The sequence below is a fragment of the Acinetobacter sp. V89_4 genome, from assembly GCF_029967875.1.
Lineage (GTDB): Bacteria > Pseudomonadota > Gammaproteobacteria > Pseudomonadales > Moraxellaceae > Acinetobacter > Acinetobacter oleivorans.
This window is the reverse complement of sequence record NZ_JASCAI010000021.1, coordinates 63195-87366: the sequence shown is the minus strand read 5'-3', so window position 1 is coordinate 87366 and position 24172 is coordinate 63195. Positions and strand designations below refer to the sequence as shown.

Genomic DNA, 24172 nt, shown 5'->3' with positions numbered 1-24172 from the left:
AAAAGAGAGATAAATCATGTCTAAAAAGATTTTAATGTTGGTCGGTGACTATGCAGAAGACTATGAAACCATGGTTCCTTTTCAGTTCTTAACTGGTTTAGGTTATACCGTGCATGCTGTTTGCCCAAATAAAAAGAATGGTGACCATATTGCGACGGCTATTCATGATTTTGAAGGTGAACAAACTTATAGCGAAAAACGTGGCCACAACTTCGCCATTAACTTTGATTTTGATGCCGTTAATACCGAAGACTATGTAGGTCTAGTTATTCCGGGTGGTCGAGCACCAGAGTATTTGCGCATGAATGAACGTGTTGTAGAAATTGTACGTGAGTTTGATCGAGTGAAAAAACCAATAGCAGCCGTATGCCATGGCGCTCAGTTACTCGCGGCGGCAGATGTATTACAAGGTCGCCTCTGCTCAGCTTATCCAGCATGTGCCGCCGAAGTAAAATTGGCAGGTGGACAATACGCAGATATTGCTGTGACTGAAGCAGTTACAGATGGTCATTTAGTGACTGCCCCAGCTTGGCCTGCACATCCAGCTTGGTTAGCGCAATTTGTGAAAGTTTTAGGCGCTAAGATTACGATCTAAATAGATCTCTTCGTCCCAATTAAAATAAAGCCTGCTGATTAAATAGCAGGCTTTATTACTAAAATAGAAAACTAGATTTTTTATCTTGTGATTCCCAACTTATTCCAAATCTCTGGTGTTAAAAACGTCGTCACCAATTTATTTAAATCGATATAGCGCAATGTGCCCTGCAACTGCTGTTTAACTGCGGGGTCTTTAACAATATCTTCGCCAGCACTTTGACCTAACTGCTGAAAAGCCTCCCCAACTGCCTTCACACCTTCAGCCTGAATCACAGCTTTAGTTTGGGTAGAACATTGCTCCACAATCACACGTTGTAAAACCTGCGCCAGTTTCTGATCTAACTGATCCTTTTGCTCAGGCGTTACATTACTAAATGCTTTTAAATCAGGATGGGCAGCTAAAGCCGTAAATGTCCATTGAAGCACAGTGGTCTTGTCTGAAGCCGTTGTAGCCTTAACTAAACAGTCACTTAACTGATCAACCGTGGGACCCGCCATCGCAATTTGTGTTGTACCCAGTACAGCAACTGCCATACAAACTGAACGGCTCAAATGTGAAAACTTACGGCGGGCAATCGCATAAACTTGACGTGACATGGGTCTAGCTCCAATAAACAATCTGTTCTTTGTATCACAGAGCTAGTCGTGTTACCTGTTATGACTCTGTAAATCGTCTATTTCTTCAAATTTAACAATTACTTTAATATTAGCCCATTCCCGCATAATTCCATGCTTCTGGAATATTGGGCTGTTCTGGTGCTTTATTTAAATCAATATTTAAGTTTCTACTGCCCTGATATGATTTCTCACCTGAATCTGAGGCAGGTGATACGCTTAAACTATAACGATAGCGGAATTGCCACATTAGCGGTTTGACTGGACGAATATCCAAACTTAAAGAATCCTCATCATGACAATTTCCTTGAGAACTTTCATAATCCTGCTCAGAAAAACAAGCTCTGATCATCCGACTAAAACTAAATGGATAATTCGCAATAAATTGATGTGTCGTTCCAGACTCTGTTAACTCATAAAAACTAGCTCGTTCAATATTTGCACCACCTCCTGAGTACATTTCAGAAAATGAATCAATTACAGCAATTGCATAACGCTGTTGAGTGAGTGGAAAAAGCTTAGGAAATATATATTGTTTATGAAAGCCATTTTCGCTTCCTGTTGTCACAATATTCCATTTGCTGACTAATTTAAAACCTGTAGATGTAGGTTTAAACTGTGCGATATCATTACGGCTCGATAATATCCATAAATTTTGGTCTGGAGTTTTTAGACTACGCCATTGCGCGCCTTGCTGGCATAAATCTTTTATTTGTTTACAAAGTTGACTTTGTTCTGTTGAACTCAGTTGCCCTTTCTTAAATTCCAAAATTTGGAATGGCGCAGCAAAAACAGATATAGTCGAACAACTTAATACAGCTGCTAAAGCAACCATTTTTAAATTAATTTTATAATTCAAAATTTTATTTCCTTAGACTATTCTTATATATTCAATGCATTATTTTACAATAGCTTCAATTCGATCAAGCTCCCACACCCCACCTGCTGCCAAACCTTTACACATCCCTGTCCACATATCCTTAGTATGTACAAAACTCTTGCCGTCCCAGACCCATTCTTCACTTGCCCAGCAATCACCTATGCCTCTTCCTTTTTGAGCACTACTAATAATACCGCTATCGAAATCTGAAGCAGACTCGGTCACAAACGTTGCCTTACCATTTAAAGACTCATCTAGCACCCAAGCCCCATACCCTTCGTTATAAGCCCCTCTCCAACACAACGTAGTCGCCAAAACTTTCTTATTGGTTAGTTTATATAGCTCAATTTTTTGTGGTTCAGCTCCATCACTATTACCACCATAAATTCCTTCACAAAAGTCTTCTTTAGAATTCGGATTAGCTGCCATTAAGCTACGGTATATTGTTTGATACTGCTTGTTTTTCGGTTGTAGCGTTAAATAAGGTTTGGCTGTAGTTTTAATGCGTTTAACAAGTAGTTTTGACTCAGGCATAAGTACTTTAGCTTCATTGGCACTGCCCTTTTTAACTAAAGCACCAACAGTCCCAATACGCTTCTGAAAATCATCCATTTTTAATAACACAGCGGTCATTCCTGCATCGGAAATTTTCCATTCATGCTGCGCATTTTTAAATACAATTTCAGTTTTCTGTTTAGACTGCTGTAGTACAGCGTTGACTTGTGAATTATTCAATTTCCCCATCAATGGCAAATCGGTACCATCTATAGTCACAGCGCCTAAATCTTTGCCATTTACATAAAAATGAATATTTTTAAGCTGATTGGCTGGCAAGCTTTGCTCATAGTCTGATAAAGCAAATTCGGCTTGCACAGCTTGTTTTGGCCCTGCTTTACGCACTAATAAAAGCGATGCTGGATTATCGCCATTTTCTTCACTTTGATAGCCTGCGGCTTTACATGTACCCGTATTGCTACAAGAGATTTCCCATTCTTGGTGAGAAAATGAAATACCTTTTATGTCTTGAGCAAAACCATAAGAACTGATAACTGATAAACAGCAAATTGAAAGGATTTTTTTCATTTTTTCATGTCTCTGCTGGTCTGTTTTATTATGAGGTTAAAAACAGTTTTAAATTTTGAATTGCCTTATAGTTTAAAAGAATATGTTAGATTTATATAAGATTTAAATTGATTACTTTCTAAAAATGAAAAAATTAAATTTTTTATTAAGCACAGCATTGATCAGTCTAACTTCAACCGCTTATGCAGAAGTAAAAAGCTTTACGCCCCATTTCCCAAAGTTTTATAGCTCTGCTGCAACCCGCAAAGCAGATAATCAATTCTACGCTCTAGGAGAGGCAAAGTTTTTAAACGGCGTTACAATCCCGTTTTATGGGGTTACAGCACAAAGCCCAACAGAGAATGGTTTACTTAAAGATTTTGAAACCTGTACACCTAAAAGCTGCCATTTTAATTTTAAACTCGATGCTCAACATGCAAAACAACTCAAGCTTCTGGCGTTACCTGAAACAGGTTTAGTACTTGTTCCCAAAAACTGGCAAGATGTGCAAGCAAATGCAGGTGCTAACGGGACTGGTTTTGCTCTAATAATGAGTACAGATCAAAAACAAGCCATAGAACTCTATGATTCTTCATTCTGTGTTGGCTGTGGACTACCAAATGCAACGCTTTATTTTCCTGAGCTGTTAAAAGAAAGTCTTGAAAATGAATTCGGTGGTTATAAAGACCCTAAAAAACTAATCAATATTGTTCATCCTTCTAAGAAAGTGGCTTTTTTTAGTTATCAAATTCCACAAGTGAACAATCAAACACATGGCATTGCTAAATATGATGATGAGGACACTTTTAACTATAAAGAGATTCAAGTCACCTTAGATAAATCACAACAGTCATTGGTTGGCCCTATCCTTAATTTTTATAATACAACCCATTAATCCAATGCTTATAAAAAAACCCGCTTTCACGGGTTTTCATTTATTTATGTAGTATCGACTCAAAAGCTTTTAAACGTTTATAAATTGAAAGTAATTCAATAATTGTTTTCCATGAACTAATTAAATATTGGAAGGATTCACGAACCTTATCGAATACACCGCCAATTTGGTTAATCAAACCTAACGTCATCTTCCCACTTGCAATTGCAGGGAATAAAACGACTAGACTATATAAAATGTCTAACTGCTTATACCAAGTTGCTACCAAGTTAAAGTAAGCATAATGGAAATAGAGTCGGAAGTAGTTTTTACGGACTTTACTAAATAACTCACGTAACGTAGCCGGTTTTGCGCGGTCTGCATGGTCTTCACCATAGACCAATTCTTTACGATAAGCTGCTTCTACTTTTTGATTATTAAATTGTAGTCCCGGTAATTTAATACCAACGACCATTAAAAGAATCGTACCAAAAGCAGCCCATACAATTGCGGCCCATACTAGAGAATGTTCTAGTTCACCAACAATTGGTAAAACGGGAACATGTTTAGATAGTTGAAATAAAATAGGTAAAAAGGCAATTAAAATCATGACTGCTTTTACCAGTTCAACACCTAAGTCTTCCATAATAGTTGCAAAGCGCATGGTGTCTTCTTGCACACGCTGCGAAGCACCTTCAATATGACGCAGTTGTTCCCAATGTTCTGTGTAGTATTCATTCATTGCTGTACGCCAACGGAATACATAATGGCTTGTGAAAAAAGCATTAATTACAGCAAGAGTCACAGCAACCATAGCAATATAAAGAAAGACCATTGTCTCACTATATAGTGCCGAGAGGTCCCCACCTCCACTCGAAAGCATTTTTTGAATTAAATCCCAAAATGGTACATACCATGCATTAATCGCAACACTGACCTGAACACCAAACCAGATGTTAAATAAAATAAATGCAGAGCCCCATATAGACCAACGCTGCCATGGATTATTAGAAATAACTTTCCAAAAGCCAGCAAAAAGAGCAGTAGAGACTAAAAACCAGAGATAAAACCATAAGAAAGTTGGAGACCAAAAACGACTCACACCCACAGGGAGTTGTGCATCATGATAGCCCTTAGCAAACCCGATAAAAGTTCCCCACGTGTTTCCACCTGAGTACCAGAGCACCATATTGAGTGCGATCCAAACAACCACAGATATAAAAAAATACCGTGGTGATGGAAAGAATGATTTGAACATTGAGCGTGGATATCCTTATATTTCTTCAAATTTACAATGGAAGGAATACTAAAACCTAAACCTTAAAATTGTGAAGGGCAAAGTTTAGAGAATTGTCAATTTTTCCCGTTTCATTGAAGGATTTGATCGTTTTTTTGTAAATTCATCCCTTTTTGGCAATTTAATCCATTTAAATTACCTTGTATATGACTCTTGATAGAGCCATATACGGCTTTTATAACATAGCAATATCAGAGATTAAATCTCTTCTTTACGAACAATATAACCTTCCAACTGCATTGCCTGAATCAGCAAATCTAGATCTGAAGCGCTTTTAAGCTCAACATCAACACTCACGGCGCTTTCTTTGGCACGGCTTGTCGCTGCAAAGCGTTCATGACGCAATTCATAAATATTGCCGCCTTGCTCAGCAATGATTGCTGTTAAACGGGCTAAAGCACCTGGGTTATCTGGTAATTCAACACGAATACGAACCATACGCCCTGTACGCGTTAAATGACGTTGCAATACAGAGACCATAACGCGTGTATCAATATTGCCACCAGAAAGCACTACACCAAGCTTATGACCTAAAAATAGATCAGGACGAGACATAATCGCAGCAATACCTGTCGCACCGGCCCCTTCACATACTGTTTTCTCAATATTGAGTAACAGCGCAATTGCCTCTTCAATCATGTCTTCAGTGACAACAACAATGTCATCAACATATTGTTTAGCAACTTGAGTTGTAAGCTCACCCGGAGTTTTTACCGCAATACCTTCTGCAACTGTAGAGCCCATTGAAACGGCATGCTGATAATTGCACAGAAGTTTCGCCATACTTGGATATACAACCGATTGCACCCCAATCACTTTAATTTTGGGATTTATGGCTTTGGCAGCAATCGCAATACCAGAAATAAGACCACCACCACCAATTGGCACAACTAAAATGTCTAGTTCAGGAACAGCTGCGAGCATTTCGAGCGCAATGGTTCCTTGACCTGCAATAATTTCTGCATCGTCAAATGGATGAATAATTGTTAAAGATTCTTCTTGTGCAACGCGGTGCATTTCAGCAGCAGCTTCTGAAAAGTCTTGTCCATGTAAAATGACTCGTGCCCCATATTCTCGCACTCGTTGTACTTTTACATTAGGTGTCGATTTCGGCATTACAATAGTTGCTGTTACGCCTGTGCGCTGAGCATGATACGCTACGCCTTGCGCATGATTTCCTGCCGAAGCTGCAATAACACCGTGTTGTTTTTCTTGGTCAGATAAACACAACAGTTTATTCAGTGCACCCCGTTCTTTAAAAGAAGCTGTAAATTGTAAGTTTTCAAATTTCAGCCACATCTCAGCCCCTAAGGTTTTAGAAATGGTTTCTGAGAAAACAAAAGGAGTTTTTACGACTAAACCTTCTAAACGCTCTGCGGCAGCATGAACATCATCTAATGTTGGAAACCCATTTTTAACCTGTTGCTGTATCATTTATCTAGTCAGCCTCAATACATTACAAATCAATTATTTTTTAAAAATGACATCAATATTTTATATTGGTCATCAGAGTTTTCAGCATATCCAACATATACCTAATATACAAAAATTTTTATTCCAAAAATTAAGGATTTAAATTCACATAAAAAAAGCCCTACTCAGGCTTTTTAATTAATTTTCAAATAATTAACGTCAAATTATTGAGTTTGTGCACTTAACCCTTCAGTAGACATATTCTGTTCAGCTATTTTTTCATCAATAGCAAACTGAATATCAGAAAGTTTGGCATTGGCTGCATCGATACCAGATTTCATGGTAGCTTCACGGCCTTTCACATCAAAAATATGCGCTTTTTCTCTTAAATCTGGCTGAATAACAACATCCGCATATTGTAATTCTTCTGCCGCCAAACGACCTTGCATAATATTAATATTCTGGTTAAACAGTCCCCAGACATTCGATGTTTCTGTATAAATAGGCTGAGCTAAAATATCAACAGCAATAATCACATCAGCACCTAAGTCACGTGCAACCTCAACTGGTACAGGACTGACCAAGCCGCCATCTACATATTCAGATTTACCAATTTTAGTAGGTACAAACATACTTGGAATTGAAGCAGATGCTCTTACGGCTTGCCCAGTATTACCATAGTTAAATACGGTTTTAGTGCCATGCTTTAATTCGGTTGCAACCACATACATTGGGATTTTCATTTTTTCGAGTGGGATGTTGTTTACTTGCTGGTTAACGTAGTTTTCTACTTTTTTACCATCAAAAAAACCTTTTAGTCCGATACTAATATCACGTACATCGCCAGCTTTCATTTTTAAAGCAGTATCACGTAATTGAGCAGGACTTTTGCCACTGGCATAAAGTGCTCCAACAATACTACCCGCACTGGTACCTACAATAAAATCTGGTCGGATACCATGTTGTTCCAAAACCTCAATGACACCGATATGAGCATAACCTCGTGCTCCACCACTACCCAATACGAGTGCAACGATAGGACGTTTTTGCTGTTTTTTAATTCGTGCAAATGGCTGATCAACAGAGCGAGCATAAGCCTCTGCTGTTGGTGTTTTGAGCGCAGCAGATAAGTGTGTAGTGGTCTGGCATCCTGCCAACACCATAGAGAGTCCGAGAACCCACAATTTAAGCTGTTTCATGGCCTATCTTCGCACTATGAGGTTTAAGTTCGGATTGCAATTTTAGTTGTTAGTCTCGTTAAAAGCTGTATTGAATTTATTTAATTTGTCATGTTTGAAATTTAGACTCAAGTATTTTATCTATCCCCCTATGAAAAAGGCCCCTTATTTATAAGAGGCCTTTTGTAACTTACCAGATATCTGAATCAACTTTTTTCTTCAATTCCGGATATTTATCAATTTTAAACTCAGGCTCTTTAATGCCTTTTTTCAATTGTTCACGGTAATCTTTCAACAATGTGCGTGCCATCGGTGTTAACAGTAAAATTGCAATCAAGTTAATGGTTGCCATGATACCCATAAACAAGTCAGCCATAGACCAAACAAGTGGAACACTACCAATTGCACCAAAGTACACCATCACCAATACAAAAATACGGAAGATGAACATGACTTTCGGGTTGTTATTAATAAACTGCACATTACCTTCTGCATAGGCATAGTTACCTAGTACAGCTGAATAACAGAATAAGAATAATAGAACAGCAAGGAAGTCCGATCCCCAATGCCCAACTTGAGTTTCTAAAGCACGTTGAGTTAATTCAACACCGACAAAACCTGCATCTTGGTAAACACCAGAAACCAAAATAATAATTGCAGTACTTGTACATACAATGAAAGTATCTACAAATACACCGAGCATTTGTACCAAACCTTGGTTTACAGGATGTTTTACATCAGACGCTGCTGCTGCGTTTGGTGCAGAACCCATACCGGCTTCGTTAGAGAACAAGCCACGCTTAATCCCTTGCATCATTGCCATTGACACTGCTGCACCAAAGAAACCACCTGCTGCAGAATTAAAATTGAAAGCTTCAGTCACAATCAGCTTTAAAATATCAGGTAAAATCGCATAGTTACTGATTGCAATATAGAGAGCAACAGATAGGTAAAGACCTGCTTTTAAAGGTACAAACATCTCTGCAAATTTAGCGATACGCTTAATACCACCAAAAATTGCCAATGCAACCATAACGACAAGCGCAATACCAACCCATGAAATTTCTAGATCAACGCCACCTAAATGAGCAATAACATTTGCTTTATCCCAACCCCAAGCATGTGAAGATGCATTAGCAATCGCGTTGATTTGAACTGAGTTAAATACGAAACCGTAGGTAAAGATCAATGCAAGTGCGAAGACCACACCAAAGGTTTTACTGCGTAAACCTTGAGTAATATAGTAGGCTGGTCCACCACGGAACTGTTTACTCTTACTGTCTCTAACTTTAAATAGCTGAGCAAGCGTAGACTCAATAAAAGCAGAGCTCATACCAAGAACAGCTGTTACCCACATCCAGAAAACTGCACCAGGACCGCCAATTGCGATAGCAATTGCTACACCAGCAATATTACCTACCCCAACACGGCTCGCAAGGCCAGTTACAAACGCCTGAAAAGGTGTAAGACCATGCTCATCTTCCCCTTCTGTACGACTACTTTTCATCACTCGGATACTTTGCAAGAACATGCGAATTTGCACAGCTCCTGTTAAGACCGTATAAAAAATACCTACAGCTAGCAAGAAAATAACCAAAAAGTCCCATAAAGGGTCATTAAAAAATTTTACCCACGACATCAGTGTGGCATTGAGTTGTTCATTCATACTCGGTCCGCTTACGTTCCTTGCTAATGTGCTAAAAGCACATGCCAAAATACTGCAATAAACAAAAAAGCCCCTAGAAACCGGGACTTTTCAGTAAATTCAAGAAAAAACTTTTAATGTCAATTGAATAGCAATTACCGTCACAAGTTTAAGCAACATCATGCCCAACGCTAAGCCTTTGAAGGTTGCATGAGAGAAAGCGACCTTCAGATAAAATAATATCATTGCGCTACTGAACTTTTCCGCTTTCGGAAAAACAGTATGCATCGACTCAGCTACAAACTTGGAAACTAACAAATGACCACCGCTAAATAAACTCGTCTAATGATTCCCATCAGTTAAGCGAGTTTTACAAAATCTGGATTTAAGCCAATAAGCATATTTACATATACTTTTGAACAAATGTCTAAACTGGATATAAATTTCAAAGACTGTAACGAGCCATCGCCATAACGCGATTATCTGCGCCCTTTTCTTCATGATCAAAGAAGAGTGCGTTTAGACCTGTACTAAGCTGTTGTATTTTTTGTGGCTCAGTAGCTGCTTGAGTTACGTTCATTTTCATGGTTGCAATGGTAATCGCCAATCCTTGTTTCATGAACTGCTTGTTGATGAGTGGTAAACTCATGTAAAGCTCCTATACCTCGTGTATTTCTCCATTTCTGCATCTAAATCCTTTTTGTAAAAGAATTTTGTTTGCAGCCAGCATTTCCTAACGTGAGTATGGAGAAATCATACCTGCGTAAAAAAGTCGGTATTATGCAGAAATTTAAAGTTTTGTGTATATTTTTCATTAAAATTTTATATAAAAAATGGTCATATTTTATATAAAACTATCCGTTTTGTACTGTTTTTAAACATATTATACCTTTATTTCAATTGAATATTTTTCACCCACTCACTGTTATGCTTTTATTTTTATAACCGACAAAATCACCCTATTTTGTCTATTTAAATCTAAAGTGGCATATTCGAATTATAATTAATCAGACAATATGTCTAGACTAATTAAATTATCATACCTGTAAGGATATCTCTTTTCTAATATTTTTTGCTTATAAATGAAGTACTTTCAAAATATGAAAGTAAGCTTCAAAAAGTATGAAATATTTAAGAAAAAGATGTAGGAGTACTCATGAATCTGGAACAAGTTCGTCTCGTTGATGAAGCTATCACTTCTCGACATTCTGTCCGCGCTTTTTTAAATACTCCAATTGAGTCAGAAGTCATTAAAGATATATTACAAGTCGCAAGTCGAGCACCTTCTGGAACAAATACTCAACCATGGAAAGTCTATGTGGTAACAGGCAACAAGCGTGATGAAATGGTAGAGCGTGTTTGTGCAGCACAAATTGAAGTTTCAAAAAACCCAGAGCTTGCAGAAAAATATAAAGAAACCTTTGCCTATTATCCTGAAAAATGGATATCGCCTTTTATTGATCGCCGCCGTGAAAATGGTTGGGGACTCTATGGTCTACTCGAAATCAAAAAAGGCGAAAAAGAAAAAATGGCGGAACAGCAGTTACGTAATTTTAAACTGTTCGATGCTCCAGTCGGCCTTTTCTTTACTGTCAATAAAACAATGGGAATCGGGTCTAAAATGGATATCGCAATGATGATCCAGAACGTGATGGTTGCTGCCAAAGCACGTGGTTTAGATACATGCCCACAAGCAGCTTGGAACCATTTTCACCCTGTTGTTTTAAATATCTTGGGTGCATCAGATGAAGAAGAGCTGGTATGTGCAATTGCGTTAGGTCATGCTGATCCCAACCACATTGTAAATACCTTTATTACCCCTAGAGAACCCGTTGAAAATTTCGCAGTTTTTCTAGACGAATAATATATAAGTGGCCATTCTCTTAAAACTATGAGAATGGCTTTATTGCGACCTGTTTCGTCGCTTTTAATACGACAATAAAACCGCTTAGTGTAAATAACACCATCATCACGCCCATATTGAGCGATGCAGACCAAATAAGGAAATTAAGTAATACACCACCTAACAGGCCACAAGCGAATTGCATACTTCCCATGATTGCACTCGCTGTCCCTGCGCGAGCGCCTTGTTTGGACATTGCCAACGCCATTGCATTTGGTCCTGTTAAACCAATCCCTGAAATCGCTAAAAATAACCCTAACATAACAAGCCATAAAGGTGCCGCAGGAATTAAACCAGCAATTAATACAATGCTTGCCCCTGTTACTTGTACCATTGAACCAGCTCTTAAACGTTTAGTGATTTCAACACGTGTTGTTAAGTGCTTATTTAAAGATGACATCAACATAATGCCAAAAGCATTTAGTCCAAATACGTAAGCAAACTCTTGCTGATTGAGTCCGTACTGATCCATAAAAACTGCTGGTGCCGAGCTGATATAACAAAATAGCGCTGCTCCTGTTAAACACCCTGCAAACATAGGTAAACGGAAGCTCGTATCTTTGAAAATAGCCACATAGAGGGTCACTACTTGATATGGTGAAAGCTTAAGCCTTTTATCAGTGGCTAAGGTCTCTTTAAAGAAGAAATGTACACACAACCAACATATGACGCCGACAATTGAAAGGGCAATAAAAATAGCTTGCCAAGGAAACCAGATTAAAATCCATGCTCCAATCATAGGTGCCAAAATTGGTGCAAGTCCCATTACAATCATCATGCTTGAAAAAGCTTGTGCCGAGCCTTGAACATCGAGTTTATCGCGTATTGCTGCACGAGCCATGACCACGCCCACACAGCCACCTAAAGCTTGCAAAATACGAGCAGCAATCAAGCCCCATTCATTTGTTGCCAATACACAAAATAAGCTTGCGACTGCGTAAAGTGCGAGACCAAAATAAAGTGGTTTTTTTCTACCAATACGATCACTTAGAGGACCATAAACTAATTGCCCAACAGCTAAACCAAAAAAGTAAGCTGGTAATGTATTTGCCACCATTTGCGTACTTACCCCAAAATCATGAGCCATTTGTGGCAAAGCAGGTAAGTACATATCGATGGATAATGGCCCTAAAGCCGTAAGCAAAGCGAGCAGCATAATCCAGCCAATAGAGTATTGACGCTGGGCTGTTTGTTCAGACATAACGATATTTCATTTTTCAATCATTTGCATACAGACAAGCTTACACTGTCTATCGTATGATTTGTGCAACATTGGTGTAGAAATACACAAATCCTTTATCACTCAGGTTGATCAGCAAGGACTTCCTTTGAAATCTTGGTTTAAACGCCTAAAAAGAGCGACTTATAACACAACATTTATGTATAACGTACGAATGCTGATAGCCTTTTCAGGAACTGCTTTCGTGCCTTATTTTTTAGGCTATCAATTAGCAACCATTCCACTCACTTTAGGTGTAGTCGCAGCAGGTTTAAGCGATATTGATGATCGCTTTTCCGTGCGAATCATGAACCTGATTTATACTTATATTGGGTTCTTCGTTACCGCTGCTTCCGTACAACTACTTTTCCCCTACCCAATGGCTTTTGCTTTAGGGTTAATTGCATCATGTATTGGCTGGATTTTACTCGGTTCATTAGGACGTCGTTACGCAACCATCTCTTATGGCTGTTTAGTTGTTTCAGTATATACCATGCTAGGTGTTCACCTTTTTGATCATTGGTACATCCAACCTGCCCTTTTAGTTGCAGGTGCTGCGTGGTACGGCCTCATTGCTACTATTAGCTTTTTATTATTTCCGGTTCGACAACTACAAGACAAATTGGCTGCGTCTTATGCATCTTTAGGTGATTTTCTTTTTGCAAAATCAAATTTGTTTGATGTAGATATGACTCCTGCCAGCTATCAGCAAAGTATGATTGAGCTGTCGTTAGAAAACGGTAAGTTAATTACGATTTTTAATGACTTAAAAACAGCTTTACTGACTCGCTTAAAAGGCGACCGTGGACAAAAAGATACCCGCCGAAGCTTACATTATTATTTTGTTGCTCAAGATATTCATGAACGTGCTGACTCAGCCCATATTGACTATCAAAAATTAGCCAAAATTTTTCAACACAGTGATATTTTATTTAGATTCCAACGAATTTTGGCAGTTCAAGGTAAAGCTTGCCAAGAGTTAAACGAATGTATTTTGCAACGTAAACCTTATAACCACAATAAAAGGTTTAAACAAAGCTTTGAAAACCTACGCCTCTCTTTAGAAAAGTTACGTCGTGATCAGCATTATGACCTTTTATGGGTAAATGCTCTTTTCGCTTTATACCAAAATTTAAAGTCTATCGATTCCCAGTTACTCAACTTGGAAACTGAACAACACATTCAATCTGATAAAGTAAAACAAGCCGAGAACCAGCTGAAAGATGATGATTTACAAGGATGGAATGATATTGTCATCCGAATAAAACAGAACCTAACTCCTGAATCTGTGCTGTTCCGCCACGCAATTCGTGTCTCGATTGTTTTGTTTATTGGATATGTCTTTATTCAAATGACCCATATTGAATATGGGTACTGGATTATGCTTACAGCTCTATTTGTAAGCCAACCCAACTTTAACGCGACCAAGCGCCGCTTACGTTTACGAATTGTTGGGACATTAGTTGGTATTCTCGTTGGACTTGCAATTATCTTCTTAATTCCTTCGACAGAAGGACAACTATTCATGTTGATATTAAGTGGAGTCCTGTTTTTTGAATTACGCAGTAAACAATATGCACAGGCAACTGCCTTTATCACCATTTTGGCATTAATTAACTTTAATCTAGACGGTTCAGCAATGGCTGCTGCCATTCCTCGATTTGTAGATACTTTAATGGGATGTGCTTTAGCTTGGTTTGGGGTGACCTTCATTTGGCCTGACTGGAAGTTTCGACGTTTGCCTCGCAACATCAGACGCTCACTACAAGCTCAATGTAATTATTTAGCTGAAGTCGTCAAACAATATCATGAAGGTCGTAATCATGCGCTAAATTACCGAATTGTACGTCGAGCTGCACATAATACAGATGCTGAAGTTGCTTCACTTATTTCAACTTTAGCAACTGAACCAGACTTTGACCCGACTCGTAAATCCGATATTTTTGAATTTTTATGTTTAAACCATACATTTTTAAGTTATATCGCTGCACTTGGAGCACATCGAGAAAACATTCAGGATCAAGCTGTCCTTAAACTATTAGACCAAGCCCTTGATGATATTCAAGGTGCACTATTAAGAGACGAAATGCCTGATCTTACAGCACAAAATATGCTCCAAACGATACGTCAACGTTTAAGCCAAAATGATGAGGATGACCAAAAATCACTCATTATTTTACAACAGCTCTCGCTCATGCTTGGTGTATTGAACCGATTTAGTATGTTAAAACAACGGCTAAGTCATGATCTTGATAATGATGCCAGTGAGCTTGCATCATTATAAATTTGCCTCGGAATTTAGTATTAAATTGGCATAATATCCTTTCCTGACTTATGCCAATTAGTGCTAAACTTAAAACAGTTTACAATTTGTTATTTGCACTATGACCGCGAAAACTTTATACGCTTATACGCTTCAGCCTGTTCCATATGATGTGTCAGAAGCTGAACAACGTAATGCACAGCTTCTTATCTGGCGCAGCACTAATAAAATCAGCACAAAAATTTGGGCAATTATGGGTGTCGTTTTAGCCCTAGCTATATTAGGTCTTATTTTTATTAAGAACTACTCTACTGTTTTTTGCTGGGTTGCTATTGTCGCTGTAGTACTTTACTACCTAGGTCGTAAATACGGATTAGAATGGTACGTTAAACGCAAAATGAATGAATTTCCGGTACAGGAAATCAAAGGTATCCGCTTAGGTGTACAACCTCATGGCATCGTGATGCGTCAGCAAATGGGCCATCAAGAAGGCGTTGGTACAATTGGATGGAAAAATATCTACGAATGGTACAACGCACCTGATTTTATTTTGGTCAATTTCAAAGTAAAAGATCCCAAAGGTCAAGAGCAGCAAGGTGCTTATATTCTACCTAAGCGCATGGATTCTAAGAACTTTTCGTTCAATACAATTCGCACTCACTTAAAAGAGTCTGTAGGTGAACCAAAAACCTTGTAATTCTAGATTCTATAAAAAGCCTCCTGATGGAGGTTTTTTATTAAAGTAAAAATAAATGATAATGAAAATTAATATTATCTCCAAAATCCATATTATCTACTCAATCTTCGGCTATACTTCGTTACAAGATCTCCATCATATTTACATTTTCGACCATGTTTAAAAAAATTTTATTTCAAATTCATTGGTTTCTGGGTATTACTGCTGGCCTCATCTTATCCATTATGGGTGTAACAGGTGCAATTTATTCTTATGATCAACAAATTTTAAAATGGGTGAATTCTGATAGTTATGTTGTTCAAGCTGAAAACACTCCAAAGTTAACCCCTGCTCAGCTATATCAACATTTCAATACAACTCAGCCTGAAATTAAAATTAATAGCATTACGATTGCCAAGGACCCCACCTCTTCTTCTGTTGTAAATATTGAAAAAGAAGGTGAACGTCGTGGCTACAATATGATGGTTAATCCATATAACGCTCAAGTTCTGCCAGATGTGAAAGGCCGAAAGTTGTTGTTACTCATACAACAAATTCACCGTAATTTAACAGCTGGCGAAGTTGGTAAACAAATTACTGGTGCTTGCGCACTCATGTTAATTTACTTTGTACTCAGTGGGTTATATTTACGCTGGCCTAAAAAGCATTCTGCTCGTCAATGGCTCGCTGTGAAGCCGAAACTCAAAGGCCGAAATTTTATTTGGGATCTACATGCTGTTGTGGGTACGTGGGTCATTGTTTTTTATCTGCTTTTCGCATGTACAGGTCTATATTGGTCTTATGACTGGTGGCGTAGTGGCATGTTCAAAGTGATGGGAGTTGAACAACCTAAACCACAAGGTCATGGTGCTACTCCTCAAAATCGCGGAATGCAACAAGGTAAACACTCTGACCGCAATAAAGATAAAAAATCAGAACCTCAATTAGATAATACTCAGCTCATTACAGCACTTAATCAAACATGGAGTGGCTTCAATAGTCAGGTCGGACGTGATTATTCGACACTAACATTGAACTTACCGAAAAAAGATGATGGAAAAGTTGAGTTAAGCTTTGTCGATGCTACGCCACAACATGAGCGTGCACGTAACCAAGCCATCTATAATTATCAAACTGGTAATATCGAAAAGATGGAGCTTTACGAAGATAAAAAGCTTAATCAAAAGATCATGAGCAGCATGTTACCAGTGCATCGTGGTAGTTTCTTTGGACCAATTTATCAGTTTGCTGCCATGCTTGCTTCATTGGCAATGCCTTTGTTCTTGGTTACAGGATGGATGCTTTATCTTAAACGCCGTAAACAGAAAAAATTAACACAGGCGGCTCGTCAGTCTTTAGCTGGACAATACATTGATCCAAATGCGAAACCTTGGCTTATTACCTATGCAACTCAAACAGGTGTAGCTGAACAACTCGCTTGGAGTACGGCAACAAGTTTACAAGAAGCTCATCAACCTGTTCAGGTTAAACCTGTACAGCAGCTCACACAGTCTGATTTAGAGCAGCATGAGCAGGTTTTATTTGTAATCAGTACTTATGGTACTGGTGATGCACCAGATCTCGCCACAAGCTTTGCTAAAAAGCTTTTAAAAGCAAATCTAGATCTTAAACACATTAACTATGCTGTTTTGGCATTGGGTTCTAAAGAATATCCTGATACTTATTGTAGCTTTGGACATGCGGTAGACCTCTGGCTTAAAACTAATGGTGCTCATGCCCTCTTTAGTACAATTGAAGTTGATAATGCAAACTTAGCGGATATTCAAAACTGGAATCAGGCACTCGCGAAAGCAACTAAATTAGATTTGCATGCGGTAAATTTAGAAAAAGTATTTGATACATGGATATTGCAAAAACGCGACCTACTCAATCCAAATAGCTTAGGTCAACCTGCTTATAATATTGAGCTTAATGCAAAGCACGAAGCACTATGGCAAGCGGGTGATATTGCTGAAATTCAATCAGGGAATAGCCCTGAACGTATTCACGACTTTTTGCAGAAGCATCATATTCTTAAAAATACAAAAGTTGATTCTTTACAGATTTCAATCGAAAAAGCTCTTTGGAATAAAGATTTAACGGGCGAAATTGAACCATTTGCGAATCTGGACCATTTATTAGAGCAGCTCCCTACTCTACCAACGCGAGAGTATTCGATTGCGAGTATTCCTTCTCAGCAAGTCCTTCGTTTGGTTGTACGCCAACAATATGATGCGTCTGGTAACTTAGGTTTAGGTTCGGGTTGGCTTACTCAACATACGCAAGTTAATAATGAAATTGCTTTGCGTATTCGTACCAATGAATCATTCCATCTTATTGATGACAACCGCCCTATTATTTGTATTGGTAACGGAACTGGTATTGCTGGTTTAATGAGCCTATTACACACCCGTACTCGTCATGATTACACTGAAAACTGGTTAATCTTTGGTGAGCGTCAAAGAGCATGTGATTTCTTCTATGCATCAACTATTGAAGCATGGCAAACCACAGGAATGTTAAAACGCCTTGATTTAGCATTTTCAAGAGATCAAGAAAAACGTGTGTATGTTCAGGATGTAATCCGTCAGAATGCAGCAGAATTAGTAAGCTGGATAGAACGCGGTGCGGTTCTTTATGTATGCGGTAGTATTGATGGTATGGCAAGTGGAGTCGATCAAGCACTTATCGAAATTCTAGGTGAAGAACAAGTAGATGAGTTAAGACAACAAGGCCGTTACCGCCGTGATGTCTATTAAAGATCGATAAAAACAAAAACCGAGTAACAGCTTAAATGCTTTACTCGGTTTTTTATTGCATTCAGAATGATTTTGCATACACTGTCTGCAATTTAAATTGCAACTCTAAGCACAATGCAAGTCAGTAAGTGGATCCGTATTTTCCTAGCAATCATTGGTTCGATTTTATTTCTAGATGGATTAGTTTTAATTTGTCTCAATAAAATTAATGTAGGCACAATTATTCCCTTCATTTTAGGTACTTTCTTCTGCCTATATTCTTTATTTTATTATCATTTAGAACGCTTTTTCTTCTACCACTATCGCTTACATACATTTTGGCGTTTTGGGTGGCTATGCTTCTGGATATGGCTAATTGGCTTAGGCTATTTTTTTAGCTTTATTAAAGAAAATAAAGATACTTCAGATAATATTTCTACAGTAAGAGCAATTATCGTCTTAGGAAGCGGTGTCGAAAATGGTCAACCATCTACAATTCTTGCAAAACGTTTAGATACAGCCGCCCCTTTAGCACTTAAACAACAGCAAGCAAAAGTTGTTTTAACAGGTGGTTTAGATTTTTCAGAAAAAGAAAGTGAAGCATTAGTTATGTCTCGTTATCTTCAGCAAAAGTATCATATTGCAAAAGAACGAATGATTCTTGAAGATAAAAGTACCAGCACTGAACTTAATTTAAAAAATAGTAAACCACTATTAGCACAGCAGCACATTAACTTAAACCAATCAATTGCTATTGTGACAAGTGATTTTCATATTCCTAGAGCAGTAGCAATTGCAAAGAAACAGGGCTATACCCAAGTTTATGGAGTAGCAGCCGAAACACCATTAGCTACTCGCTACAATGCATGGTTACGTGAATATTTCGCGTATGCGAGCGGATGGCTTCTAAACGAATATTAAAAGTAATTTAGTCGAAAAACTGCTATTCAAAAAATAGCAGTTTTTTATTTGCCAAAATATTAGCAATCAGTACAAATATAAAGTCGATCTAAACTGAAGATAATAAATTGCAGATTAAATTCTTATATTTAGTCTCGAATGAAACAAATTTAATGAGGATCAGGAACCCATCGAAGGCATAAGTATAGAAGTACTAAAGTTAAAAAATTGAAATCAATAGAAAAATAACTCAAAGGAGTAAAACTTTATTTTTTTAGAATAGAAAATTGAAAAATATATCTAGTCACATAGTAAATATGTTTACATGTAAGCAAAAGATATTTATGGAAGAATTAATTTAGGAAATTAAATTTTCTGAAAGAAATAATGGTGGGCGCTGACGGGATCGAACCGCCGACATTCTGCTTGTAAGGCAGACGCTCTACCAACTGAGCTAAGCGCCCTTAATGAGAAAAGATAGCGAATGTATCTTTATACTCTACATTCTCTAGACAAGGGAATCAAGAGAATGGCGCAGCGGACGGGGCTCGAACCCGCGACCCCCGGCGTGACAGGCCGGTATTCTAACCAACTGAACTACCGCTGCACTACAATACTTTAAAATAAAGTATGGTCACATATATGGTGGGCGCTGACGGGATCGAACCGCCGACATTCTGCTTGTAAGGCAGACGCTCTACCAACTGAGCTAAGCGCCCTAGAAGAAAACTAATTATTCATTAATTTTTTGATTTAAAATTTTTACATTTCAAACCTTCTTCCAAACACAACCCGAACTGAAAAGTGGCGCAGCGGACGGGGCTCGAACCCGCGACCCCCGGCGTGACAGGCCGGTATTCTAACCAACTGAACTACCGCTGCACTTTCACAATATCGAAATTGTGGGGTAAACGATGTTAAGTCTTAAGTGGCGCAGCGGACGGGGCTCGAACCCGCGACCCCCGGCGTGACAGGCCGGTATTCTAACCAACTGAACTACCGCTGCACTTGAGAGCTTAACGTAAAGGCTTGGTGGGCGCTGACGGGATCGAACCGCCGACATTCTGCTTGTAAGGCAGACGCTCTACCAACTGAGCTAAGCGCCCTTAACGTCTTCATCGTTTGTGAGGTGCATTATAGAGAATCTTTAACAGGTGTCAAACGCTTTTCGACTTCTTTTTAAAAAAATGCGAATGAATGATTAAAAATAAGTCATTATTAAGTAAAAAACAATTTTTTGTATTTTATTTAAACACTTATTTCAATATTTACCACCTTTACACAGCTCATCAAGATTAGATTAAACTCGCTCTCAGGTTAAAGATTGTTCAGACAGGTAAACTAACGCATCTTCAGCAACTAAATCAAATAGCTCAATGATTTCTTCATTACGCATTCGAACGCAGCCATGTGACATTGGCATCCCCATTGGTTGTGTGTCTGGAGTCCCATGAATGTAAATGTAACGCTGCATGGTGTCGTGGCCTTCGCCTTTATTAAAACCTTCTTCTAGGCCATCTAACCAAAGAATACGAGAAAGTATCCAGTCTCGTTCAGGATATTGGGTAGCTAACTCAGTGCTATAAACCTCCCCTGTTGGCTTCCTTGCAATAAAAACTGCATTTTGTGGGGACTCGGCACCAATTTTCTTTGCTACTCTATGCCATCCGCGCGGTGTTCTACCCGTGTTTTCCTGCTCACCAATTCCATTCTTTCCTGTAGAAATGACATAGAATTTATTATGTTTAGGCAAAGTTAATGTTTGGTTCGCTAAATCGATAAGAACATCCGCATCTTCGAGCTTAAATTGAGACATTGAACTTATTCTCTTATATCAACTCAAATAGATTGAGTTTAATTAAAAAATTGTTGTAAGGGCTTGTCTTGCACTGGAAATAAAAGATTATCAATCTTCTTTTATCTACGCGCAGTTTCACCACTTGTCTTGCGCCAAAAATAAAAGATTATCAATCTTCTTTTACCTACGCGCAGTTTCACCACTTGTCTTGCGCCAAAAATAAAAGATTATCAATCTTTTATTTTGGCTCAGGCCGTAGCCATAACCAAACTGCAACGATGAACATAGTAAGATCAGTAAAAACCTTGACTAAAAGTGGTGCTGAAGTGAATAGCATGACAATTCCGCTAATCGCCATCATTATGCTTGCAATCCACTTCGCTTTACGAGGCACTGTTCCATTGGCTCGCCAATCACGTAGCGTTGGACCATATTTAGGATGATTTAACAACCAATTATCCATTTGTGGCCAGCCTTTTGACGCAGCCCAAGCAGCCAGAATCAAAAACACTGTTGTTGGCATACCTGGTAAAATTGCTCCAATAATGCCTAGCGTGATAAAAATCACGACTAAAGAGCGCCAGAACAATGTTCGCATATATAAACCTTAACCTGCTGTTAGCGTTAGTATAAAGTGTTTTTCTAATATTTTTTGTTGATCCGTTATGAAATTAGGATGAATTACTTCGAGTATTAAATGTATGAATATTGCCTCAGTTAAAGCGTCCTATTTCGAACCATGGCTTCAATTTCAACATCCTATAGTTAGACAACTCGCCTTTTGTATTGCTAGTCCAGATTTACTTTGTCAAATACCAAAAAGTCTATGTATACAACATCATTTCAAGCTGCATCCAAGTGAGTTTTGGGAGGTTCATTTTCAAAACTATTTACCGCGTTTGAAAGAGCTTGATCAAACTCCAGAGCCTTTAATTCAGTTTTTATCTCAGCTTAAAAGTACACGTCTAGGTTTACGCTTTGAACATCTACTCTGGTTTTGGTTGCAAGAGGATCAGTATCACCCCTATCAACTATTAGGACATAGTATTCAAAAAATTGAGGGAGCAAAAACTTTAGGAGAACTAGATTTTTTAATTTTAAATAAAGAAACTCAAGAAATTGAACACTGGGAAGTAGCCTTAAAATATTATCTCGGTGAGGCAGATTTACATTTAGAACAATGGATTGGCTTAAACCGTCAGGATACTTTAAGCAAAAAGCTTTATCATTTTACGAACAAACAATTTCAGTTTTCTGAAGCCTTAAACTTTGAAATTCAACAACGTTTTTCGGTTTTAAAGGGTCAGCTTTATCTTCCTCTAGATTTAAATTTACAACAGCTGCTACCTGACTGGATAAATTTACAGCGTCGTTTAGGGTATTGGGGGACCACAATTCCTCATTCTTCTTTTTATCGATTAGAAAGACAGGAATGGCTGTGTCCAAATAATCAACCTAGTTCCGCCCCAGCACATTGGTGGACAGACGGTTTATATTGTAAAAATGGTCAGGAAGTTCTGTTTTATATGTTTAGACATCCTTCATATTTAAAATTTAAGTCCAACTTCCAGAAATTTAAATAATTAACAATAAATTTAAGATTCTAGAAACATTTTATAACGTTTTTACTATTAAACAGTCATGTTTCTTTTTCCGTTTGTTTTTTAATCTAAATTTACTTCATTATTAAATTTAAACGGAGAAAATGATGAAAAAAGTTTTAGCTGCTTCTGTCATGATTGCTGTTGTTTTAACAGGCTGTAATACGTTTAAGGGTTTTGGTAAAGATGTTTCTAAAGCAGGTGATGCTGTAACAAATACTGCTGAAAAAACACAAGATAAAATGTAAGTTAGAGTTATCACTAAAAAACCTTATCGTTCCGATAAGGTTTTTTTATTTTTTACGTACCCATCACGTAGAGATTCGCCTATTATATCGGACTATATTTCACCTGATCAGCACGCAATTTCCGGTATGAACCATTCAGATACTCTCTCGCTTAGCCTAGAACTTTTACAACAACCTTCTGTTACTCCAGTTGATCATACTTGTCAGACCATCATGGCAGACCGCTTACGCCAAGTTGGTTTTCATATTGAACCAATGCGTTTTGGTGATGTAGATAATCTTTGGGCACGTCGCGGAACTGAAGAACCTGTATTTTGTTTTGCAGGTCATACTGATGTCGTTCCAACAGGTAAATTAGAAGCTTGGAATTCAGATCCATTTGCACCTGAAATCCGCGATGGAAAATTATATGGTCGCGGTTCGGCAGATATGAAAACAGCTTTGGCAGCTATGGTTGTCGCATCTGAGCGTTTTGTAGCAAAACATCCAAACCATAAAGGTTCTATCGCATTTCTGATTACTTCAGATGAGGAAGGCCCTGCTGTTAATGGTACGGTCAAGGTTATTGAGACTCTTGAAGAACGTAACGAAAAAATTAAATGGTGTTTGGTAGGTGAACCTTCAAGTACTCATAAATTAGGTGATATTGTTAAAAATGGGCGTCGTGGTTCACTTAATGCAGTATTAAAGGTCCAAGGTAAACAAGGCCATGTTGCTTATCCACATTTAGCACTTAACCCAATTCATGAGGCATCACCCGCTTTAACAGAGCTATGCCAAACTGTTTGGGATAATGGAAATGAATATTTCCCAGCAACATCATTTCAGATTTCAAATATTCATGCTGGAACTGGTGCAACCAACGTAATTCCGGGTACTTTAGACGTTACTTTTAACTTCCGTTATTCAACAGAAGTGACAGCTGAACAGCTTAAACAACGTGTTCATGAGATTTTAGATAAACACGGTTTAAAATATGAAATCGTTTGGAATTTGTCTGGTTTACCTTTCCTGACTCCAATCGGTGAACTTGTTAATGCGGCTCAAACTGCTATTTTAAATGTAACTGGCACTGAAACTGAGCTTTCAACAAGTGGTGGTACTTCTGACGGTCGTTTTATTGCTCCGACAGGTGCACAGGTATTGGAATTAGGGGTTCTTAACGCAACAATTCATCAAATTAATGAACATGTTGACGTGCATGACCTCGATCCCCTGACTGATATTTATGAGCAAATTTTAGAAAATTTATTAGCTAAATAAAA

22 protein-coding genes and 6 tRNA genes are annotated in these 24172 nt (G+C 38.1%); 10 read left to right on the top strand and 18 right to left on the bottom strand.

Going from position 1 to position 24172, the window contains the following annotated elements; translation table 11 throughout:
* Positions 1 to 16: 16 nt before the first annotated feature.
* Positions 17 to 595 (top strand): DJ-1/PfpI family protein, encoded by a 579-nt coding sequence (locus QLG01_RS09015; RefSeq protein WP_216069923.1) that lies wholly within the window; start codon positions 17 to 19, stop codon positions 593 to 595.
* Between the two features lie 80 nt (positions 596 to 675).
* Here the strand turns inward: QLG01_RS09015 and QLG01_RS09010 are convergent, their stop codons facing one another.
* From QLG01_RS09010 to QLG01_RS09000, 3 genes are all read right to left on the bottom strand, one after another.
* Entirely contained in the window at positions 676 to 1194 is a 519-nt protein-coding gene (locus QLG01_RS09010; protein WP_004789310.1) for a hypothetical protein, read from the bottom strand.
* Between the two features lie 109 nt (positions 1195 to 1303).
* Positions 1304 to 2047, bottom strand: coding sequence for a hypothetical protein (locus QLG01_RS09005; RefSeq protein WP_282496326.1), 744 nt, complete (start codon positions 2045 to 2047; stop codon positions 1304 to 1306).
* A 63-nt stretch (positions 2048 to 2110) separates the two neighbouring features.
* On the bottom strand, positions 2111 to 3175 hold the full coding sequence (locus QLG01_RS09000) for a DUF1176 domain-containing protein (RefSeq protein WP_282496284.1): 1065 nt from the start codon (positions 3173 to 3175) through the stop codon (positions 2111 to 2113).
* A gap of 124 nt (positions 3176 to 3299) precedes the next feature.
* On the opposite strand from QLG01_RS09000, the gene QLG01_RS08995 reads away from it, so the two are divergent.
* Positions 3300 to 4049 (top strand): DUF4850 domain-containing protein, encoded by a 750-nt coding sequence (locus tag QLG01_RS08995; protein ID WP_282496283.1) that lies wholly within the window; start codon positions 3300 to 3302, stop codon positions 4047 to 4049.
* A 40-nt stretch (positions 4050 to 4089) separates the two neighbouring features.
* Here QLG01_RS08995 and sbmA read toward each other — a convergent pair whose 3' ends face one another.
* The 6 genes from sbmA to QLG01_RS08965 all read right to left on the bottom strand — a co-directional run bounded on the left by sbmA (position 4090) and on the right by QLG01_RS08965 (position 10210).
* Complete coding sequence (sbmA, locus tag QLG01_RS08990; RefSeq protein ID WP_282496282.1) at positions 4090 to 5286, bottom strand: peptide antibiotic transporter SbmA; 1197 nt, start codon at positions 5284 to 5286, stop codon at positions 4090 to 4092.
* Positions 5287 to 5523: 237 nt separating this feature from the next.
* Positions 5524 to 6759 carry a threonine ammonia-lyase gene (locus tag QLG01_RS08985; RefSeq protein ID WP_013196924.1) on the bottom strand — a complete coding sequence of 412 codons (1236 nt, stop codon included), beginning with the start codon at positions 6757 to 6759 and terminating at the stop codon, positions 5524 to 5526.
* A 203-nt stretch (positions 6760 to 6962) separates the two neighbouring features.
* On the bottom strand, positions 6963 to 7937 hold the full coding sequence (locus QLG01_RS08980; RefSeq protein ID WP_282496281.1) for a patatin-like phospholipase family protein: 975 nt from the start codon (positions 7935 to 7937) through the stop codon (positions 6963 to 6965).
* Between the two features lie 169 nt (positions 7938 to 8106).
* Positions 8107 to 9582, bottom strand: a complete 1476-nt coding sequence (locus QLG01_RS08975) for an alanine/glycine:cation symporter family protein (RefSeq protein ID WP_005309848.1) — start codon at positions 9580 to 9582, stop codon at positions 8107 to 8109.
* A gap of 99 nt (positions 9583 to 9681) precedes the next feature.
* Positions 9682 to 9849, bottom strand: a complete 168-nt coding sequence (locus QLG01_RS08970; protein WP_282496280.1) for a hypothetical protein — start codon at positions 9847 to 9849, stop codon at positions 9682 to 9684.
* 157 nt (positions 9850 to 10006) lie between these two features.
* Positions 10007 to 10210 carry a hypothetical protein gene (locus tag QLG01_RS08965; protein ID WP_151767610.1) on the bottom strand — a complete coding sequence of 68 codons (204 nt, stop codon included), beginning with the start codon at positions 10208 to 10210 and terminating at the stop codon, positions 10007 to 10009.
* A gap of 507 nt (positions 10211 to 10717) precedes the next feature.
* Here QLG01_RS08965 and QLG01_RS08960 point away from each other — a divergent pair.
* A complete protein-coding gene (locus QLG01_RS08960; protein ID WP_282496279.1) occupies positions 10718 to 11425 on the top strand; it encodes a nitroreductase in 708 nt (235 codons plus the stop codon).
* 25 nt (positions 11426 to 11450) lie between these two features.
* Here the strand turns inward: QLG01_RS08960 and QLG01_RS08955 are convergent, their stop codons facing one another.
* Positions 11451 to 12665: a multidrug effflux MFS transporter gene (locus QLG01_RS08955; RefSeq protein ID WP_282496278.1), complete on the bottom strand. Its 1215-nt coding sequence runs from the start codon at positions 12663 to 12665 to the stop codon at positions 11451 to 11453.
* Between the two features lie 127 nt (positions 12666 to 12792).
* Between QLG01_RS08955 and yccS the strand changes: the two genes are divergently transcribed.
* The 4 genes from yccS to QLG01_RS08935 all read left to right on the top strand — a co-directional run bounded on the left by yccS (position 12793) and on the right by QLG01_RS08935 (position 19281).
* A complete protein-coding gene (yccS, locus tag QLG01_RS08950; protein ID WP_151827917.1) occupies positions 12793 to 14967 on the top strand; it encodes a YccS family putative transporter in 2175 nt (724 codons plus the stop codon).
* 100 nt (positions 14968 to 15067) lie between these two features.
* Positions 15068 to 15643 (top strand): SdpI family protein, encoded by a 576-nt coding sequence (locus QLG01_RS08945; protein ID WP_004789292.1) that lies wholly within the window; start codon positions 15068 to 15070, stop codon positions 15641 to 15643.
* 155 nt (positions 15644 to 15798) lie between these two features.
* Positions 15799 to 18381: a sulfite reductase flavoprotein subunit alpha gene (locus QLG01_RS08940; protein WP_282496277.1), complete on the top strand. Its 2583-nt coding sequence runs from the start codon at positions 15799 to 15801 to the stop codon at positions 18379 to 18381.
* 114 nt (positions 18382 to 18495) lie between these two features.
* Entirely contained in the window at positions 18496 to 19281 is a 786-nt protein-coding gene (locus tag QLG01_RS08935; protein WP_282496276.1) for a YdcF family protein, read from the top strand.
* Positions 19282 to 19648: 367 nt separating this feature from the next.
* Here QLG01_RS08935 and QLG01_RS08930 read toward each other — a convergent pair.
* From QLG01_RS08930 to QLG01_RS08895, 8 genes are all read right to left on the bottom strand, one after another.
* A tRNA-Val gene (locus tag QLG01_RS08930) sits at positions 19649 to 19724 on the bottom strand.
* Between the two features lie 66 nt (positions 19725 to 19790).
* Positions 19791 to 19867, bottom strand: a tRNA-Asp gene (locus QLG01_RS08925).
* Between the two features lie 36 nt (positions 19868 to 19903).
* Positions 19904 to 19979: transfer RNA gene (locus QLG01_RS08920), tRNA-Val, on the bottom strand.
* A gap of 86 nt (positions 19980 to 20065) precedes the next feature.
* Positions 20066 to 20142, bottom strand: a tRNA-Asp gene (locus QLG01_RS08915).
* Positions 20143 to 20189: 47 nt separating this feature from the next.
* Positions 20190 to 20266: transfer RNA gene (locus tag QLG01_RS08910), tRNA-Asp, on the bottom strand.
* Positions 20267 to 20290: 24 nt separating this feature from the next.
* Positions 20291 to 20366: transfer RNA gene (locus QLG01_RS08905), tRNA-Val, on the bottom strand.
* A 206-nt stretch (positions 20367 to 20572) separates the two neighbouring features.
* Positions 20573 to 21076, bottom strand: a complete 504-nt coding sequence (gene elsL / locus QLG01_RS08900; RefSeq protein WP_282496275.1) for a cell wall-recycling L,D-carboxypeptidase ElsL — start codon at positions 21074 to 21076, stop codon at positions 20573 to 20575.
* A gap of 220 nt (positions 21077 to 21296) precedes the next feature.
* Positions 21297 to 21656, bottom strand: a complete 360-nt coding sequence (locus QLG01_RS08895) for a YbaN family protein (protein ID WP_282496274.1) — start codon at positions 21654 to 21656, stop codon at positions 21297 to 21299.
* 103 nt (positions 21657 to 21759) lie between these two features.
* Here QLG01_RS08895 and QLG01_RS08890 point away from each other — a divergent pair, with 103 nt between their 5' ends.
* The 3 genes from QLG01_RS08890 to dapE all read left to right on the top strand — a co-directional run bounded on the left by QLG01_RS08890 (position 21760) and on the right by dapE (position 24170).
* Complete coding sequence (locus QLG01_RS08890) at positions 21760 to 22641, top strand: DUF1853 family protein (RefSeq protein WP_282496273.1); 882 nt, start codon at positions 21760 to 21762, stop codon at positions 22639 to 22641.
* Between the two features lie 122 nt (positions 22642 to 22763).
* Complete coding sequence (locus QLG01_RS08885; protein ID WP_003655297.1) at positions 22764 to 22907, top strand: entericidin A/B family lipoprotein; 144 nt, start codon at positions 22764 to 22766, stop codon at positions 22905 to 22907.
* 126 nt (positions 22908 to 23033) lie between these two features.
* Complete coding sequence (dapE, locus tag QLG01_RS08880) at positions 23034 to 24170, top strand: succinyl-diaminopimelate desuccinylase (RefSeq protein WP_151827400.1); 1137 nt, start codon at positions 23034 to 23036, stop codon at positions 24168 to 24170.
* The last annotated feature ends 2 nt before the right edge of the window (positions 24171 to 24172 follow it).

Coding starts and splice junctions, on each gene's coding strand:
- QLG01_RS08960 (WP_282496279.1), top strand. CDS start 10,718: ATGAATCTGGAACAAGTTCGTCTCGTTGATGAAGCTATCACTTCTCGA.
- QLG01_RS08980 (WP_282496281.1), bottom strand. CDS start 7,937: ATGAAACAGCTTAAATTGTGGGTTCTCGGACTCTCTATGGTGTTGGCA.
- QLG01_RS08890 (WP_282496273.1), top strand. CDS start 21,760: ATGAATATTGCCTCAGTTAAAGCGTCCTATTTCGAACCATGGCTTCAA.
- QLG01_RS09015 (WP_216069923.1), top strand. CDS start 17: ATGTCTAAAAAGATTTTAATGTTGGTCGGTGACTATGCAGAAGACTAT.
- QLG01_RS08970 (WP_282496280.1), bottom strand. CDS start 9,849: ATGCATACTGTTTTTCCGAAAGCGGAAAAGTTCAGTAGCGCAATGATA.
- QLG01_RS09000 (WP_282496284.1), bottom strand. CDS start 3,175: ATGAAAAAAATCCTTTCAATTTGCTGTTTATCAGTTATCAGTTCTTAT.
- QLG01_RS08975 (WP_005309848.1), bottom strand. CDS start 9,582: ATGAATGAACAACTCAATGCCACACTGATGTCGTGGGTAAAATTTTTT.
- QLG01_RS08965 (WP_151767610.1), bottom strand. CDS start 10,210: ATGAGTTTACCACTCATCAACAAGCAGTTCATGAAACAAGGATTGGCG.
- sbmA (WP_282496282.1), bottom strand. CDS start 5,286: ATGTTCAAATCATTCTTTCCATCACCACGGTATTTTTTTATATCTGTG.
- QLG01_RS08955 (WP_282496278.1), bottom strand. CDS start 12,665: ATGTCTGAACAAACAGCCCAGCGTCAATACTCTATTGGCTGGATTATG.
- elsL (WP_282496275.1), bottom strand. CDS start 21,076: ATGTCTCAATTTAAGCTCGAAGATGCGGATGTTCTTATCGATTTAGCG.
- QLG01_RS08885 (WP_003655297.1), top strand. CDS start 22,764: ATGATGAAAAAAGTTTTAGCTGCTTCTGTCATGATTGCTGTTGTTTTA.
- QLG01_RS08995 (WP_282496283.1), top strand. CDS start 3,300: ATGAAAAAATTAAATTTTTTATTAAGCACAGCATTGATCAGTCTAACT.
- QLG01_RS08895 (WP_282496274.1), bottom strand. CDS start 21,656: ATGCGAACATTGTTCTGGCGCTCTTTAGTCGTGATTTTTATCACGCTA.
- QLG01_RS08985 (WP_013196924.1), bottom strand. CDS start 6,759: ATGATACAGCAACAGGTTAAAAATGGGTTTCCAACATTAGATGATGTT.
- QLG01_RS08940 (WP_282496277.1), top strand. CDS start 15,799: ATGTTTAAAAAAATTTTATTTCAAATTCATTGGTTTCTGGGTATTACT.
- QLG01_RS09005 (WP_282496326.1), bottom strand. CDS start 2,047: ATGGTTGCTTTAGCAGCTGTATTAAGTTGTTCGACTATATCTGTTTTT.
- QLG01_RS08945 (WP_004789292.1), top strand. CDS start 15,068: ATGACCGCGAAAACTTTATACGCTTATACGCTTCAGCCTGTTCCATAT.
- QLG01_RS09010 (WP_004789310.1), bottom strand. CDS start 1,194: ATGTCACGTCAAGTTTATGCGATTGCCCGCCGTAAGTTTTCACATTTG.
- dapE (WP_151827400.1), top strand. CDS start 23,034: ATGAACCATTCAGATACTCTCTCGCTTAGCCTAGAACTTTTACAACAA.
- QLG01_RS08935 (WP_282496276.1), top strand. CDS start 18,496: ATGCAAGTCAGTAAGTGGATCCGTATTTTCCTAGCAATCATTGGTTCG.